The organism is Burkholderia sp. AU31624 (assembly GCF_020420065.1).
Taxonomy (GTDB): domain Bacteria; phylum Pseudomonadota; class Gammaproteobacteria; order Burkholderiales; family Burkholderiaceae; genus Burkholderia.
This window is the reverse complement of sequence record NZ_JAIZRT010000007.1, coordinates 177921-193742: the sequence shown is the minus strand read 5'-3', so window position 1 is coordinate 193742 and position 15822 is coordinate 177921. Positions and strand designations below refer to the sequence as shown.

Genomic DNA, 15822 nt, shown 5'->3' with positions numbered 1-15822 from the left:
CGGCGAATCCGGGCGCCGCATGAACCGGCGGAACGGAACGAATGAATGAACGCCGTGCGCGTCAGCGCGGCAACGTCCTCAACGAAGACGGCCCGCCCGTCAGCGCGATCCGCTTGCCCGTATCGTGCAGCTTGCCGCCTTCGACCGAATAGAGCGCCAGTTGCCGTTCGACGTTGAACTGCACGATCACGTGCCGGCTGTCGGCGGTGAACACGATGCCTTGCGCGGCTTCGCCGCCGGGCAACTCGCTCACCTTCACGGCCTGCCCGTCGCGGATCTCGAACAGCAGCACCTTGCCGATCTTGTGACGGCCCGGGTTGTCGGCCGTCAGGTTCGAGCCGTCCATCGCCTGCACGGCGATCCACTTGCCGTTCGGCGAGATCGCGACGCCTTCCGGCAACGACGGCACCGTCAGGTACTGGACCGTGCGGAACGGCACGCGCGACACGTCGATCAGCGCGACGGTATCGGCGTCGCCCGCCAGCGTGCCCGTATAGCCCGGCAGCCCCGCGAGCCCGACGTTGCTGACGACCGCCCAGCGGTTGTCGCTCGACACGTCGATCGTGTAAGGCGCGACGCCGGTGCTCAGGCGCGACCCGCTGTCGGTCACCTTGCCGTCGTCGACGTTCAGCACCGCGATGCCCTGCTCGTCGCGCAACGACACGAGCGCATGCTTGCCGTCATGAGTGAAGCTGATCCCGGCCAGCCGCTTCTTGCCGATCTTCAGGTTGCCGTCGAGCGCCACGTTCGTGCCGTCGATGCGCAGGATCGACACGCTGCCGTCGACGTTCGCGACCAGCGCGAGCTTGCCCGAGCGGTCGATCGCGATCCCTTGCGGATGCGTGCCGAGCTCGATGCGCGTGATCGACGGCGGCGCGGCGTCGAGATTCACGACCTGTAGGAACGTGTCGAACACGAGCTGCTTCGCGGCCGTGTCGTAGCGCGTCGGCGCGCCGACGAGCGCGAGCTTCGCGTCCGGCGCGATCGCGACGGCCTGCGGCGGCCCCTGGATGCCGTTCTCGACGTCGACCTGCAATGCGACCTTAGGCGGGAACGTGCTGGCGTCGAGCAGCGTCAGCGTGTCGGCGGGCGGCGAGGCCAGATAGGTGTCGCGGCCCTCGACGCGCTGGTACTTGCCGTCGTTGCCGGACACGATCCAGTCGGCGGCGTGGGCAGCAACGGCCGTCGTGGCGAGGGTCAGCGCGGCAAGCAGGCGCGCGCTGCGCGGACGAAAAGGATTCGAATGCATGTCGGTCGATTCTCCGGATCGGTTGCGGACACAATGGATGGCATCGACCCTGCTGCTCGACGGGTCGGTGCCATCGCATGATGCCCGAAAGCCGGCAAATCCGGCGTCTCGCGCCCGGTCCGTTTCCGTCACGCCATCCGTCGCGCGCCGGACGACGGCCATTCGCCCACCTCGTCGAGCGGATACACGGGCCGCGCCAGCCGCTCGTAACGGAACAGCCCGTAGTCCGAACCCGTCACGCCGCGGCTGTCGCACTCGACCAGCGCGGCCGCGATCGGCACGAACACCGGCCGGCAATACATCCGCGACTTCAGCAGCAGGAAGCGCGCGCGGCGCGGATCGACGCCGACGCTCTCGAACACGCCGAGATCCCACGGCTCCTGCGTGCGCTCGGTGATGACGAGCGTGGCCGCGCCGATGTCGAGCACGGCCGTGCGGCCCATGTATGCGCGCTGGCCCGTGTAAGTGGGCCCCGTGATCACGTATTCGCCGTCGGTGAGCGCGCGCACGACGCCGGTCGCGCGAAACGGCTCGCGCCGCACGCCGCCGTGTGACGGCAGGCGGTTGCCGATCGATACCGTGACAGTCGCGCCGACACCCGCGTCGATCAGCGCCGCGACAGCCTGCGGGTCGCACAACGGCCCGCTGACAATCCCGTCGAGCCCGCGCGCGAGCGCGGCCTCGAGCAGGTCCATCGTGTCGCACGGGCCGCCCGACATACAGTTGTCGCCGTGATCGAGCATCAGCACGGGGCGATCCGCGCCGCGCGCGAGCGCCGCGGCCTGCGCCACCGATTCGGCGAGCGGCGCGCTGCGATAGACGAAATCGTCGCGCGCGTCCCAGATCTGCCGTGCGATGCGCTCGGCCACGGCGTCGGCGGCGGCCCGGTCGCCATCGGCCACCACCACCACGCTGATGCACGGCGCGGGAATGTCCGCGAGCGAGAAGCCGGGCAGCACCGACACCGCGAGCATCCCGTCGGCCTCGGCGGCGCGCGCGGCCTCCACCGCGCGCCGCATCGCGCCTTCCGCGCTCGCGCTGCGCAGCGTCGACGTCATCAGCGGCGGCTGCCGCCACGCGAGTACCGGCCGCGCGCGGCCATGGAGCCGGTCGAGCAGCACGCGCGCCGCATGCTCGCCCGTCTCGACCATATCGACGTGCGGGTAAGTCTTGAAACTGACGATCACGTCCGCGTGATCGATCATCTTCTGCGTGACGTTCGCATGCAGGTCGAGCGCGACCGCGATCGGCGCGTTGGGCAGTGCCGCGCGCACGCGTTCGAGCAGGTCGCCCTCGCCGTCCGCGCTCTGCTCGGCGACCATCGCGCCGTGCAGGTCGAGCATCACCGCGTCGCAGCCGGGCGCGGCCGCGACGATCGCGTCGCAGATCGCCGCATACGCGTCGGCCGCGACCGGCCCGCTCGGGTTCGCGGCCGCCGATACGGGCGTCACGATCTCGGCGCCTTCGCGTTCGGCCGCGTCGAGGAACGCAGCCATCGCGGTACGCATCCCGCGATTCGCGCGATACGCGTCGTCGCCCCAGTCGGGGCCGTCGCGGCCGAACGCGGCGAGCGGCGTCGGCACCGGCGAGAACGTGTTGGTCTCGTGGTTCATCCGCGCGATCAGGATCTTCATCGTGCGCGGCCCTCCGCGATCCCGGCAGCGCCGAGCATCGCGTGCAGCAACACGTTGCAGCCGGCCTCCAGATGCGCGGGATCGGCCTCCTCGATCTCGTTGTGGCTGATCCCGTCCTTGCACGGCACGAAGATCATCGCGGTCGGCGCCACGCGCGCGAGATACACGGCGTCGTGGCCCGCCCCGCTGATCACGTTCATCGACGACAACCCGAGCGCGCGCGCGCCCGCACGCACCTGCTCGACCAGCGTCGCGTCGAACGGCTGCGGCGGGAAGTACACGACCTGCTCGACGTCGATTGGCATGCCGGCCGCTGCGCCCAGGTCGGCGCACGCCGCACGCAGCTCGGCATCCATCGTCGCAAGCGTCGCATCGTCGGCTGCGCGCAGGTCGACGGTCAGCGTCACGCGGCCCGGAATCACGTTGCGCGAATTCGGGTGCACGTCGACCCAGCCGACCGTGCCGCGCCCATGCGGCGGATGCGCGCACGCGATGTCGTTCACCTTGCGCACCAGATCGGACGCGACGAGCAGCGCGTCACGTCGCAGCGCCATCGGCGTCGGGCCCGCGTGCGCCTCCATGCCGTGCACGGTCACGTCGTACCAGCGCTGCCCGAGCGCGCCCTCGACCACGCCGATCGTCGTGTCGTGCGCCTCCAGCACCGGGCCCTGCTCGATATGCGCTTCGAAATACGCGCCGACCGGATGCGCGCCGCGCCCGTCGTTTGCATCGCCCGCATAGCCGATCGCGGCCAGCGCGTCGCGCACCGACACGCCGTCTCGGTCGCATTGAGCGAGCGCATGGTCGAGCGTGAACGCGCCCGCGAACACGCCGGAACCCATCATCACGGGCACGAAGCGCGAACCTTCCTCGTTGGTCCACACCGCGACCTCGAGCGGCGCCCGCGTGCGCACGCCCGCATCGTCAAGCGTGCGCAGCACTTCGAGGCCCGCGAGCACGCCGTAGTTGCCGTCGAACTTGCCGCCGGTCGGCTGCGTGTCGATGTGGCTGCCCGTCGTCACGGGCGGCAGGTCGTCGCGTTCGCCCGCGCGCCGCGCGAAGATGTTGCCGATCGCGTCGACGCGCACCGTGCAGCCGATTTCCTTCGTCCACGCGGTGAACAGGTCGCGCGCCTCGCGATCGAGTTCGGTGAGCGCGAGGCGGCACACGCCCCCTTTGTCGGTCGCGCCGATCCGCGCAAGACGCATCAGGCTGTCCCACAGCCGTGCGCCGTCGACGCGCAAGCCGGACGCCGCGACGCCCGGTGTCGAATCCTGAACTTGCATCGATGGAATTCCTCGCAATGAAAGGGCGCGGCGCTTACGCGACACCGACGCCCAGGTAACGGTCCTTCACCTCGTGATCGGCCGCGAACGCCGCGTTGCTGCCTTCGTAGACGATCACGCCCTGTTCGATCACGAAGTGGCGGTCGGCGAGCTGCGTGCACACTTCGAGGTTCTGTTCGACGAGCAGGATCGCCACGCCGGCCGCCTTGATCTGCTTCAGCTGCTCGACGATCTCCTCGACGATCACCGGCGCGAGCCCTTCCACCGGCTCGTCGAGCATCAGCAGCCGCGGGTGGTTCATCAGCGCGCGGCCGATCGCGAGCATCTGCTGCTCGCCGCCCGACAACTGCGCGCCGCCGTTGCGGCGGCGCTCCTTCAGGCGCGGGAAGATCCGGTAGATGTCGTCGAGCTGCCACGGTGAATCGCGGCGCGCACCGAGCCGCAGGTTCTCCTCGACCGACAGCAGGCGGAAAATCCCGCGATGCTCCGGCACGAAGCACAGGCCGCGCGCGGCGATCCGGTGCGCGGGCTGCCCGGACACCGGCCGGCCCGCGAACGTCACCGTGCCGCCGGTCGGCGCGACGACGCCCGCGACCGTCTTGAGCGTCGTCGACTTGCCCGCGCCGTTGCGGCCGAGCAGCGTCACCGTCTCGCCTTCGTTCACGTTCAGCGAAATGCCCTGCAGGATGTGGCTCTTGCCGTAGCAGGCATGAACGTCCTTCACGTCGAGCATCATGCGCGGCCTCCCGTGATCATGTTGCCGAGATACGCGCTGCGCACGCGCTCATCGCCGCGAATCGCGTCCGGCTTGCCTTCGACCAGCACGCGGCCCTGCTGCATCACCGTAATCGTGTCCGAGATGTCCATCACGATGCCCATGTTGTGTTCGATCAGCACGACCGTGTAGTCGTCTCGCAGGCCGCGGATCAGTGCCTTCATGTCGTCGAGGTCGTCGATCCCCATGCCCGACGTCGGCTCGTCGAGAAAGATCGCGCGCGGTCGCGCCGCCAGCGCCATCCCGACCTCAAGCCGGCGCTGCTGGCCGTGCGACAGCACGCCCGCCGCCGTATCGGCGAAGCGCTGCAGGCCGAGCCGCTCGAGCACGTCGTCGACGATGCCGTCGTGCGCGAGCGCACCGCGCGGCGCCGCCCACGGATTCAGCGCGCGCCGCGCTTCGACGCCCTGCGCGGCGACGCGCAGGTTCTCGCGCACGCTCAGGTTCGGAAACAGGCTCGTCACCTGGAACGAGCGCGCGATGCCGCGCCGCACGCGCTTGTGATCGGGTTCGCGCGACACGTCGTGACCGTCGAACAGGATCGAGCCCGACGTGATCGGCAGCGTGCCCGTCAACGTATGGAACAGTGTCGTCTTGCCGGCGCCGTTCGGCCCGATCACCGAATGCACGGTGCGCGGCATGATCCGCAGATCGACGCCGCCCAGCGCCGTGAACTTACCGTAGCGCTTGACGATGCCGCGCGCCTCGAGAATCGCTTCGCTCATTGCTGCTCCCCGGTCGTCGTCGCCGTCCGTGCACCGCGCCGCAGCGACACCGCGACGCGTTCACCCAGTCCCCACAACCCGCGCTGCATGAACAGGCTGACCGCGATCAGCACGAGGCCGAGCAGCAGCAGCCAGCGCGGCCACAGCGTCGACAGCCAGTCCGCGAACAGCACGTAGAACGCCGCGCCGAGCACCGACGCGAACAGGTTGCCCGTGCCGCCGATCACCGTCATCACGAGGATCATCTCGCTCGTGTGATAGTCGATGTTCGACAGCGGCGCGATGCCCGTCATCAACGCGTGCAGCGCACCGGCCAAACCCGTGACCGCACCCGACAGCACGAACGCCGCGAGCTTGAAGCGCTTCACGTCGTAGCCGGCCGCCGCCGCGCGCGCTTCGTTGTCGCGGATCGCGAGCAGCGTACGGCCGAACACGGAGCGCGACACGCGCAACAACAGCCAGAACACCGCGACGAACAGCACCGCGACGAAGCCGTAGTAGCGCCACGGTGAATCGAGCGAGACGAGCGGATGCCCGAACAGGGACAGCGCGGGGCGCGGGATGTCGAGCAGCCCGTTGTCGCCGCCCGTGAGGTCCGGCGTCGTATAGGCGAGAAAGTAGAACAGCTGCCCGAACGCGAGCGTCAGCATCACGAAATAAGTGCCGCGCTGCCGGATCGAGAACCAGCCGACGAGCGCGGCCGCGACGGCACCGAGCACGGTGGCTGCCACCAGCGCGGCAGTCACCGATGCGACGCCGTGCGTCAGCACCAGCCCCGCCGCGTAGCTGCCGAGCCCGAAGAAGATGCCCTGCCCGAACGACAGCAGCCCCGTGTAGCCGAGCAGCAGGTTGCAGCCGAGCGCGGCGAGCGCGAACACCAGCACCTCGGTCGCGAGCGAGCCCGAGCTCAACGCAACCGGCAGCGCGCACACGACGGCCACCGCGAGCCAGCCTTCCGGCCGCTGCCATGCGCCGCGCCACGGCCGCGGGCGTGACGAGGCCGCCGTCCCGGGCGGCAGCGGTTTCGACGATTCGATCATGCGGCCCTCCCCAGCAACCCGTTCGGACGCAACAGCAGCACGGCCGCCATCGCGACATAGATCATCAGCCGCGCCCCTTCCGGCCACAGCGTGCTCATCAGGCTCTGCACGATGCCGACCAGCAGCCCGCCGACCAGCGCCCCGAGAAAATTCCCCATCCCGCCGACGACGACCACGACGAACGCGACGCCGAGCGCCTCGATGCCCATGAACGGGTCGACGCCGCGGATCGGTGCGGCGAGCACGCCCGCGAGCGCGGCCGTCGCCGCGCCGAGCGCGAACACGAGGCTGAACACGCGCGTCACGTTGATGCCGAGCAGCGACACCATCTCCGTCGATTCGCTGCCCGCGCGCACCGTGCTGCCGAGCCGCGTGCCTTCGAGCACCCACCACAGGAGCGCGGCGAGCACGGCCGTGAACGCGATCACGAACAGCCGGTATTTCGGGTAGACGAAGCCGCCCCAGATCACGACGCCGTTCAGCGCGTCGGGCGGCGGCACGTTGTCGCCGAGCGGGCCCCACGCGAGGATCGCGCACTCCTGCAGCACGAGCGCGAGCCCGACCGTCGCGAGGATGTGGAATTCGTGCTGCTGCGCGTACACATGACGCAGCACGAGCTTTTCGACGCTCCACGCGAACGCGCCGACGACGAGCGGCACGACCGCGAGCGCGACCCAGAAATTCGCCGACCATTGCAGCGCCTGGTAGCAGAGATACGCACCGAGCAGGTAGAACGCACCGTGAGCGAAGTTCACGAAGCGCAGCAGGCCGAACACGATCGACAGGCCGACGGCGAGCAGGAAATACAGCATGCCCACGCCGATGCCGTTGACGATCTGCAGCAGATAGACGTTCATGGCTTCCGTGTCAGAAAGGAAGGTAACGGACGTCCGCGGCGCGCGACGGCCGCGGACGCATGCACTGCGTCACGCGAGCTTGCAGCTCGTCTTGTCGACCGGCAGGAACGACTGGCCCGAACTGACGATGTCGGCGTAGTCGTCCGCGTTCTTCATCCGGCTCTTCGGCTTGCCCTTCAGCAGGTAGTAGTTCTTCAGCACCTGGTGATCGCCCTTGCGGATTTCCTCCGGGCCCGTGAGGCCGTCGTACTTCATGCCCTCCATCGCCGCGACCACCTTCTTCGGATCGGCGCTGCCGGCCTTCACCATCGCATCGACCAGGATCTTCGAGCAGATGTAGGAACCCGCGAGGCTGTAGTTCGGGTTCGCCTTGAACGTGGCGTTCGCGCGCTTCACGAGGTCGCGATTCAGCGGCGAATCGATGCCGTGCCAGTACTGCGCGCCGAAATAAACGCCGTCGCAGATGTCGGGCCCGAGCGCCTCGAACTGCTCGAGGCCCGATGCCCACGCGAGCAGGATCGTGCAGTTGCGCTTCATCCCGAAGCTGACGGCCTGGCGCAGCGTGTCCGACGACTGCGAGCCGAAGTTCAGGATCAGCAGCACGTCCGGCTGCGCGGCCGCCGCGTTCGTCAGGTAGCCGCTGAACTCCTTCTCGGCGAGCGAGTGGTAGCTGTTGCCGACATGCTCGATGCCCTTTTCCTTGAAGATCGCCTTCGCGGCCGACAGCAGGCCCTCGCCGAACACGTATTGCGGCGTGATCGTGTACCAGCGCTTCGCCTTCGGCAGCATCTGGGTCAACGGGCGCACCGTCTGCTCGATCGCGCCGAAGGTCGGCACCGACCAGCGGAACGTCGCGGCGTTGCAATCCTTGCCGGTGATCTCGTCCGCGCCGGCCGTCGTGATGAACACGCCGCCCGCCTTCTGGACTTCCTTGCCCATCGCCAGCGACTCGGACGACAGGATGCCGCCCGCGAAGAAACGCACGCCCTTCTGCTGCGCGATCTCCTGCACGCGCCGCACGGCGGTCGCGGGCTTGCCCTCGGTGTCGAGCGCCGTGTAGGCGAGCGGCGCGCCAAGCACCTTGCCGTACTGCTGGACGACGAGCTGCATGCCGAGATCGGCGTACTTGCCGTTGGCCGCGAACGGCCCCGACATCGGCACCGGGCATGCGAGCTGGATGGACGAACCCTGCGCGAACGCGGCGCGGGACGACATGCTGCCGAGCGCACCCGGCACGGCCGACAGCGCGGCCAGTTTCAACAGTTCTCGGCGATTCAAGTTGACGCTCCTGATAAAGGGGGACACACGCGATGCGACCGACTGCCAAACCGTGCCCACGCCCTGCAGGATGCGCGCCGCCGGTTGATCCTATTTATCATGATAAATAGAATGAACCCGATGCTAGAGTTGATCAAAATTGGTGTCAATCAGGCAAAATTCCGTACCCGCGCCGGAACGGATCGTCGACGATGACGCGGCGCGGAGTCAGACAAAGGAGTCGTGAAGATGGTCATGGACCGAGCCAGGGCGGGCCTCGCGGTCGAAATCAAGCAGCCGAAGCGGGCCGACCTCGTCGCCGAGGAGATCAAGCGGCTGATTACCGAGAAGGACCTGAAGCCGGGCGATCGCCTGCCGCGCGAAGCCGAGCTGCAGCAGCTCTATGCCGTGAGCAAGAGCACGATCCGCGAGGCGCTGAAGTCGCTCGAGGTGCAAGGGCTGATCAAGGTCACCACGGGGCCGTCCGGCGGCGGGATGGTCGTCGAGGTGCCGCTCGACCGCACGCTGCAGCTGCTGCAGAACTACCTGTTCTTCAAGGACGTGACGATCGACGACATCTACACCGTGCGCAAGCTGCTCGAACCCGAGCTGGCGGCCGGTGCCGTGCCGCATCTGGGCGAGCGCGACTTCGCGGCGCTGGAGGCGAACATCGCGTGCTGCGACGGCGCGTCGGGCGTGCACGACCGCGGGCACATGCTGCGCCAGCGCCAGGAGGACACGACGTTCCACGACATCCTCGCGGCCGCGAACCCGAACCCGTTCCTGCGCTTCAGCTGCGAGCTGATCAACGAGATGATCCGGCAGCTGATCGAATTCCGGAACGATACGCCGCTCGTGGAGCACAAGCGCTTCGGCGAAGCGAACGTGTCGATCCACAAGGCGATCCTGCAGGCCGCGCGCGAGCGCGATGCCGAGCGCGTCCGGGCGCTGATGGTCGAGCACATGACCGAGGCGCCCAAGCATGTGAAGCGGATGAAGGGCAAGCTGCGCGGGCGGTTGATCCTCGATTCCGAGATCCGCCGGCGGGCCGCCGCGCCCGTTGCGGGATCCGATGCGGGCGCAACGGATCCCGACGAGGACTGATTGCCGGCAAGCGCGGCGTCGGCGCGACGCCGCGTGCTTTGCAGCGCACGGGAAGTTTCAGCCACGCGGTAACTGCCGAAACCGTGCGTGGCCGTGGCGGCCGGCCGCCGCGAGCGGCGCAGGCAATCGCGCACGCGCGCCGCGAATCACCCGGGCGGGCGCCGCATCGTACGGGTGCTCACGCGTACCCCGTCGTGCCCTTCGTCTCCAGATACTCGACGAGGCCGAACTCCGCATACTCGCGGCCGTTGCCGGAGCGCTTGTAGCCGCCGAACGGCGCGGCCGGATTCCATGCCGGGTAGTTGATGTGGACGTTGCCGACCCGCAACCGCGCCGCCACTCTGCGCGCACGCTCGATATCCTTCGACTGCACGTAGGCCGCGAGCCCGTAGACCGAATCGTTCGCGAGCGCGATGGCTTCTTCTTCGGTGCGGTAGGTCATGATCGCCAGCACCGGCCCGAAGATTTCCTCACGCGCGATCGTCATGTCCGGCGTGACGTTCGAGAAAACCGTCGGCCGCACGTAGAACCCGTCACCAAGCCCGTCCGGACGCCCCGGCCCGCCGGCGACGAGCGTCGCGCCCTCCTCGATCCCGAGCCGGATGAAGTGCTGGATACGGTCGAACTGCGTGCGGCTGACCACCGGCCCGATACCGGTTTCCGCCGAACGCGGATCGCCGACGACCGTACGCTCCGCCTCCCGCCGCGCGGCCTGCTCGGCCAGCGCCAGATGATCGGCATGCACGAGCATGCGCGTCGGCGCATTGCACGACTGGCCGCTGTTGCCGAAGCAGCTGCGCGCGCCGCCTGTGACCGCATCCTCGATATCGGCATCGGGCAGGATCAGGTTCGGGCTCTTGCTGCCGAGTTCCTGGTGCACGCGCTTCACGGTATCGGCGGCGGCCTTCGCGACCTCGACGCCCGCGCGCGTCGAACCCGTGAACGACACCATGTCGACATCCGGATGCCGCGACAGCGCGTCGCCCACTTCGTGCCCGTAGCCGTGCACGAGGTTGAACACGCCGGGCGGCACGCCGGCTTCGTGCAGGATCTCCGCGAACAGGATCGCGCTGAACGGCGCGATCTCGCTCGGCTTGAGCACCATCGTGCAGCCGGCCGCGAGCGCCGGCGCGACCTTGCACACGATCTGGTTGATCGGCCAGTTCCACGGCGTGATCAGCGCGCACACGCCGATCGGCTCGTGCGACACCAGCAGCGAATCGGTCTGCGTGCTGAAACGGAACGACTGCAGCGCGCGGATCGTCTGTTCGAGGTGCGCGGTGCCGACCGCGGCCTGCGCCGCGCGCGCGAAGGCGATCGGCGCACCCATCTCCTGGCTGATCGTCTGCGCCACCTCCTCGTAGCGGCGCTGGTAGATCTCGAGCACGCGCCGCAGCAGCGCGACGCGCTCGTCCACCGGCCAGCGCGAATACGTGTCGAAAGCCTGCTTCGCCGCGCCGACCGCGCGGTCGACGTCGGCCGCGCCGCCGATCCTGAGCTGCGCATATGGCCGTGCAGTGGCCGGGTCGATCACGTCGATCGATCGTGCGTCGGCCGGATCGAGCCACTGGCCGTCGATATAGGACTGTTGTGACGTTCTCATCGAGTGCTCCTGAAATGAAGGCCGCCCCGCTCAGCGCGTCGCCCGCGCAAAGCTGTCGACGAGGATATCGCGGATCTTCGCGACGAACCACACGATCTCGTCGCGCGACATCACGAGCGGCGGCGAGAACTGTACGATCGGCGTGCCTTCGTGATCGACGCCCGCGCGGCACAGCAGCCCCGCGTCGAAGATCGCGGGGGCGAGCAGCGTCGACACGAACGCCTGCGCGCCGATGCCGGCCGCCCAGCGGCGCGCGGCCTTGTCGGTCACGAGTTCGAGCGAATAGTGATAGCCGTCGCCGCGCACGTCGCCGACGCACGGCAGTTCGAGCAGGCCGTCGAGCGTCTGGCGGAACACCGCTTCGTTGCTGCGGACGTTCTCGAGCACGCCTTCGCGCGCCATGATCGCGAGGTTCGCGAGCGCGGCCGTGCACGCGACCGGGTGGCCGCCGTAGGTCGCGCCGTGCAGGAACATCTGCTGCGGGCCGTCGAGCACCGTGTCGACCACCGCATCGCTCGCGATCACGCCGCCGAGCGGCACGTAGCCCGACGCGATGCCTTTCGCGAACGTGATGATGTCCGGCTTCAGCCCGTAGCGCGCGGAGCCGAAATATTCGCCGAGCCGGCCGAACCCGCAGATCACTTCGTCGGCGACGAGCAGCACGCCGTGCCGGTCGCAGATGTCGCGCAGCCCGGCCGCATAGCCGGCCGGCGGCGTCAGGCTGCCGCCCGCGTTCTGCAGCGGCTCGACGACGATCGCGGCGACGGTATCCGGCCCTTCCTGCACGATCAGCGATTCGATCTCGTCGAGCAGGTGGCGCGTGAACTGCGCTTCCGTCTCGCCCGCCGGGCGGCCGTAGCGCTTCGTATTGCCCACGTGCCGCACGCCCGACATCAGCGGCTCGAAATGCTTGCGGAAGTTCGTCATTCCGTTCAGCGCGAGCGCGCCGAACGACGTGCCGTGATACGCGACACGGCGCGCGATGAACTTGCGCCGCTGCGGCTCGCCGCGCGACTGGTGATACTGGCGCACCAGCTTGATCGCCGATTCGTTCGACTCCGAGCCGCTCGACGTGAAGAACACGCGGTTCAGCCCGTCCGGCGCGAGCGCCGCGAGCTTGTGCGCAAGCTTGATCGCCGGCTCGTGGCCCACCCCCCAGTTGGTCGCGAACGGCAGCCGCACCATCTGCTCGCGGATCGCGTCGCCGATTTCCGCGCCGTGGCTGTAGCCGACCTGCACGCAGTACAGCCCGGCCAGCCCGTCGAAATAGCGCTTGCCGTTGCGGTCGACGAGCCAGCAGCCTTCGCCGCGGTCGAACACGGTCAGCGCGTGGTCGCGATACGCATCGGCGTGCGTGAAATGCATCAGCAGGTGGCGTTTGCCGATGGCCTGCAGGTCCGCATCGAGATTGACGTCAACAGCGTTCATGGATGATTCCTCCTTCAGGGTTTCAGAGCCGGCGGCCGGCAGTCGGCCACCGGTCATTCAATTCATCGACAGCGTCGGCGCCGGGCGCGTGAAGCCGCGCGTGAGCCACACGAGCTGGCAGAGTCCGAGCACGAGCCAGCCGGTGCCGACGTAGAACGTCTGGCGCGACAGGCCCGACCAGAGCCACACGTTCATCGCGAAACCGATCGCCGGCATCGCGCCGAACGTGATCCAGCCACCGAGGCGGCGATGCTCGGGCCGGCACAGATAGCTGCGCATCACGCACAGGTTCACCACCGCGAACGCGACGAGCGCACCGAAGCTGATCATCGTCGACGCGAGATCGAGCGTGATGAACAACGCGGACAGCGACACGATGCCGACCGCGAGCGTCGCGCGCACCGGCGTGCGCAACCGTGCATGCAGGTGGCCGAATACGCGTTCGGGCAGCACCCGGTCGCGGCCCATCGCGAACAGCACGCGCGTCACGCTCGCCTGGCCCGCCATCGCGCTCGCGAAGCAGCCGGCCACGTACACCGCGACGAAGAACGCCGACAGCGTGCCGCCGCCGATGTGCCGCATCAGTTCGAGGCTGGCCGAATCGAGATCCTTGAATGCATGCCAGTCGGGAAACACGACCTGCCCGACGTACGCGACCAGCATGAACAGCACGCCGCTCGCCAGCGTGCAGAGCAGGATCGCGCGCGGCACCGTGCGCTTCGGCTCGCGTGTCTCCTCCGACAGCGTGGTGACCGCATCGAAGCCGAGGAACGACAGGCACAGGATCGCGGAGCCGGCGAAGATCGCGCGCGCATCGCCCGACGACGGCAGCGCGACGGCCATCGACAACCCTTCGCCCGACGCGACCCGCGCGGAAGCGATGAAGAAGATCGCGATGAACACGAGCTGGCTCGCGATCAGGATCAGGTTCACGCGATTGACGAGCCGGATGCCGACGATGTTCAGCCCGGTGATCAGCACGATGCTGCCGACGATCCACACGCTGGCCGGCACGCCCGGGAAGATCTGCTTCATGTAGATGCCGATCGCGAGGTAGCTGATCATCGGGATGAACAGGTAGTCCATCAGCAACGCCCAGCCGACCATGAAGCCGGCCGACGTGCCGAAGTTGCGGCTCGCGAACGTATAGGCCGACCCGGCGCTCGGCATCAGCCGTGCCATGTGGCCGTAGCTGCGCGCGGTGAACAGCATCGCGACCAGCGTGACCGCATACGCGGCGGTCAGGTGCCCGTTCGTCTCGCTCGTGACGATCCCGTAGGTCGTGAACACCGTCATCGGCAGCATGTACGCGAGGCCGAAGATCACCAGCGTCGCGAGCCCGAGCAGGTGCGGCTTGCGGTGTGGGTCCGCGTCGCCTCGCATCGCGTGCGCGCCGACGTCATGCGTCGCGGCGGCTGATGCGTATCGACCTGGGCTGTCGTTGTCCATGCTGTCCTCACGTGGGTGGCGTTCACGGCTTCAACACTCGTTCGCCCGGCACGGCCGGCGGCGTACGGCTGGGAGAAAGTGTGGTGCGCCAAAAAATCGGCCACGAATGAGAAAAGCGGACGTAATCAGAGGATATTTCCGGACACGCCGCCGTGCGGCGCGCCCGCGAGCCATGCATGCTGCTGTGCGGCACTGGCGTTTTGCGGACATTCCGGCTATGTTCTACGCGACCCCGTCGCCTCTTCAGCACCATGAACAGCCGCCCCCATCCAGACCAGAGCCGGGCCGAGCGCAGCCTGCGCTCGTCGCTCGGCCTCGCACGCCCGGCCGGGCGCCAGGAGGACATTCCCGCCACCGTCCACGCGATCGCGGTCGCGCTGGACGAGTGCCGCGTGCGGCATATCGACGGCGCCGCGCTGCTCGACGGCACGGGGCTCGGCGCGGACGAAGTCGCGTCGCCGAACCTGCACGTGAATCGCGGCCAGGAGCAGCGCTGCTTCCACAACCTGCTGCAGTGCAGCGGCGTGCCGTCGATCGGGCTGTCGATCGGCGCGCGGCTGCACGTATCGACGCTCGGCCTCGCCGGCTACGCGATGCTGATCAGCGGCTCGGTGATGCAGGCATTCCGGTGCATGGGCCAGTTTCCGCTGTTCATGGGGCTGTATTTCGATGTGCGTATCGATACGCACGCGGACGGCATGAGCGTGACGATCGGCCGTTACAACGGCGAGCCCGATCTCGAGGTGTTCCAGGTCGACATGTGTCTGTCGAGCCTGCGGCTGATCGTGTCCGATCTCGTCGGCAAGCCGGTCTGGCCCGAGCAGGTGCAGCTCGCGCGCCGCACGCCGCGCAATGCGGCCGACTACACGCGCCACTTCGGCTGCAAGGTCGTGTTCAATGCGGGCGACAACCGGCTGGTGTTCACGTCGGTGAACGGCACCGAGATGCCACTGCTCGCGAACGAAGTCAGCTTCAATGCGCTGCATGGCCAGTGCGAGGCGCTCGAACGGCAGTGGGCCGCGTCGGTCGGCACGCGCTTCGCCGATCGCGCGAGGGAGCTGATGGCGCGCGACCTCGCGCGCTTCAAGTCGATGACGTCGCTCGCGAATGCACTGCACCTGACGGAGCGCACGCTGCGCCGGCGGCTCGACAAGGACGGCCTCACGTTCCAGTCGCTGCTCGACGACGTGCGCCGCGACGAAGCAGTGCGGATGCTCGACGATCCCGAGCTGACGGTCGCGGCCATCGCGGAACGGCTCGGCTACAGCGAGCCGCGCAGTTTCCGTCATGCGTATCGACGCTGGACCGGCAGGGCGCCGCGCGCCGATCAGGACGGCAGCGAATAGGCCGGGCGCGCGTGGAGACATGACGGTGCGTGACAGTCGGGCATGACGCGAAGCCGCTCGCAAAATCGG

The 15822-nt window shown here is 68.4% G+C and carries 13 protein-coding genes; 2 read left to right on the top strand and 11 right to left on the bottom strand.

What is annotated here, in order from left to right; all coding sequences use genetic code 11:
* Positions 1-61: 61 nt before the first annotated feature.
* The 8 genes from LGM89_RS25445 to LGM89_RS25410 form a co-directional block, all read right to left on the bottom strand.
* The gene (locus LGM89_RS25445) at positions 62-1249 is read right to left on the bottom strand and encodes a beta-propeller fold lactonase family protein (RefSeq protein WP_226274316.1); all 1188 of its coding nucleotides are present in this window, start codon (positions 1247-1249) and stop codon (positions 62-64) included.
* A 128-nt stretch (positions 1250-1377) separates the two neighbouring features.
* Positions 1378-2883 (bottom strand): M81 family metallopeptidase, encoded by a 1506-nt coding sequence (locus LGM89_RS25440; RefSeq protein ID WP_226274315.1) that lies wholly within the window; start codon positions 2881-2883, stop codon positions 1378-1380.
* A complete protein-coding gene (locus LGM89_RS25435) occupies positions 2880-4169 on the bottom strand; it encodes a Zn-dependent hydrolase (protein ID WP_089498920.1) in 1290 nt (429 codons plus the stop codon). The genes LGM89_RS25440 and LGM89_RS25435 overlap by 4 nt, the downstream gene beginning before the upstream one ends.
* Positions 4170-4203: 34 nt before the next feature.
* Positions 4204-4905 carry an ABC transporter ATP-binding protein gene (locus LGM89_RS25430; protein ID WP_089498921.1) on the bottom strand — a complete coding sequence of 234 codons (702 nt, stop codon included), beginning with the start codon at positions 4903-4905 and terminating at the stop codon, positions 4204-4206.
* Positions 4902-5669: an ABC transporter ATP-binding protein gene (locus LGM89_RS25425; RefSeq protein ID WP_089429921.1), complete on the bottom strand. Its 768-nt coding sequence runs from the start codon at positions 5667-5669 to the stop codon at positions 4902-4904. The genes LGM89_RS25430 and LGM89_RS25425 overlap by 4 nt, the downstream gene beginning before the upstream one ends.
* On the bottom strand, positions 5666-6709 hold the full coding sequence (locus LGM89_RS25420) for a branched-chain amino acid ABC transporter permease (protein WP_226274314.1): 1044 nt from the start codon (positions 6707-6709) through the stop codon (positions 5666-5668). The genes LGM89_RS25425 and LGM89_RS25420 overlap by 4 nt, the downstream gene beginning before the upstream one ends.
* Positions 6706-7566 carry a branched-chain amino acid ABC transporter permease gene (locus tag LGM89_RS25415; protein ID WP_089459596.1) on the bottom strand — a complete coding sequence of 287 codons (861 nt, stop codon included), beginning with the start codon at positions 7564-7566 and terminating at the stop codon, positions 6706-6708. Before LGM89_RS25415 ends, LGM89_RS25420 begins: the two co-directional genes overlap by 4 nt.
* Positions 7567-7635: 69 nt before the next feature.
* On the bottom strand, positions 7636-8844 hold the full coding sequence (locus LGM89_RS25410) for an ABC transporter substrate-binding protein (RefSeq protein ID WP_089498924.1): 1209 nt from the start codon (positions 8842-8844) through the stop codon (positions 7636-7638).
* Between the two features lie 228 nt (positions 8845-9072).
* Here LGM89_RS25410 and LGM89_RS25405 point away from each other — a divergent pair, with 228 nt between their 5' ends.
* A complete protein-coding gene (locus tag LGM89_RS25405; protein ID WP_089430150.1) occupies positions 9073-9927 on the top strand; it encodes a FadR/GntR family transcriptional regulator in 855 nt (284 codons plus the stop codon).
* Positions 9928-10105: 178 nt separating this feature from the next.
* On the opposite strand, the gene LGM89_RS25400 is transcribed toward LGM89_RS25405, so the two are convergent.
* From LGM89_RS25400 to LGM89_RS25390, 3 genes are read right to left on the bottom strand one after another with little or no spacing between them, the layout of a single operon-like run.
* Positions 10106-11530 carry an aldehyde dehydrogenase family protein gene (locus LGM89_RS25400; protein ID WP_226274313.1) on the bottom strand — a complete coding sequence of 475 codons (1425 nt, stop codon included), beginning with the start codon at positions 11528-11530 and terminating at the stop codon, positions 10106-10108.
* A gap of 30 nt (positions 11531-11560) precedes the next feature.
* Positions 11561-12958 (bottom strand): aspartate aminotransferase family protein, encoded by a 1398-nt coding sequence (locus LGM89_RS25395; protein WP_226274312.1) that lies wholly within the window; start codon positions 12956-12958, stop codon positions 11561-11563.
* Positions 12959-13015: 57 nt separating this feature from the next.
* A complete protein-coding gene (locus tag LGM89_RS25390) occupies positions 13016-14407 on the bottom strand; it encodes an APC family permease (protein WP_226274311.1) in 1392 nt (463 codons plus the stop codon).
* A 251-nt stretch (positions 14408-14658) separates the two neighbouring features.
* Here LGM89_RS25390 and LGM89_RS25385 point away from each other — a divergent pair, with 251 nt between their 5' ends.
* Positions 14659-15753, top strand: coding sequence for an AraC family transcriptional regulator (locus LGM89_RS25385; RefSeq protein ID WP_089498928.1), 1095 nt, complete (start codon positions 14659-14661; stop codon positions 15751-15753).
* Positions 15754-15822: the final 69 nt, after the last annotated feature.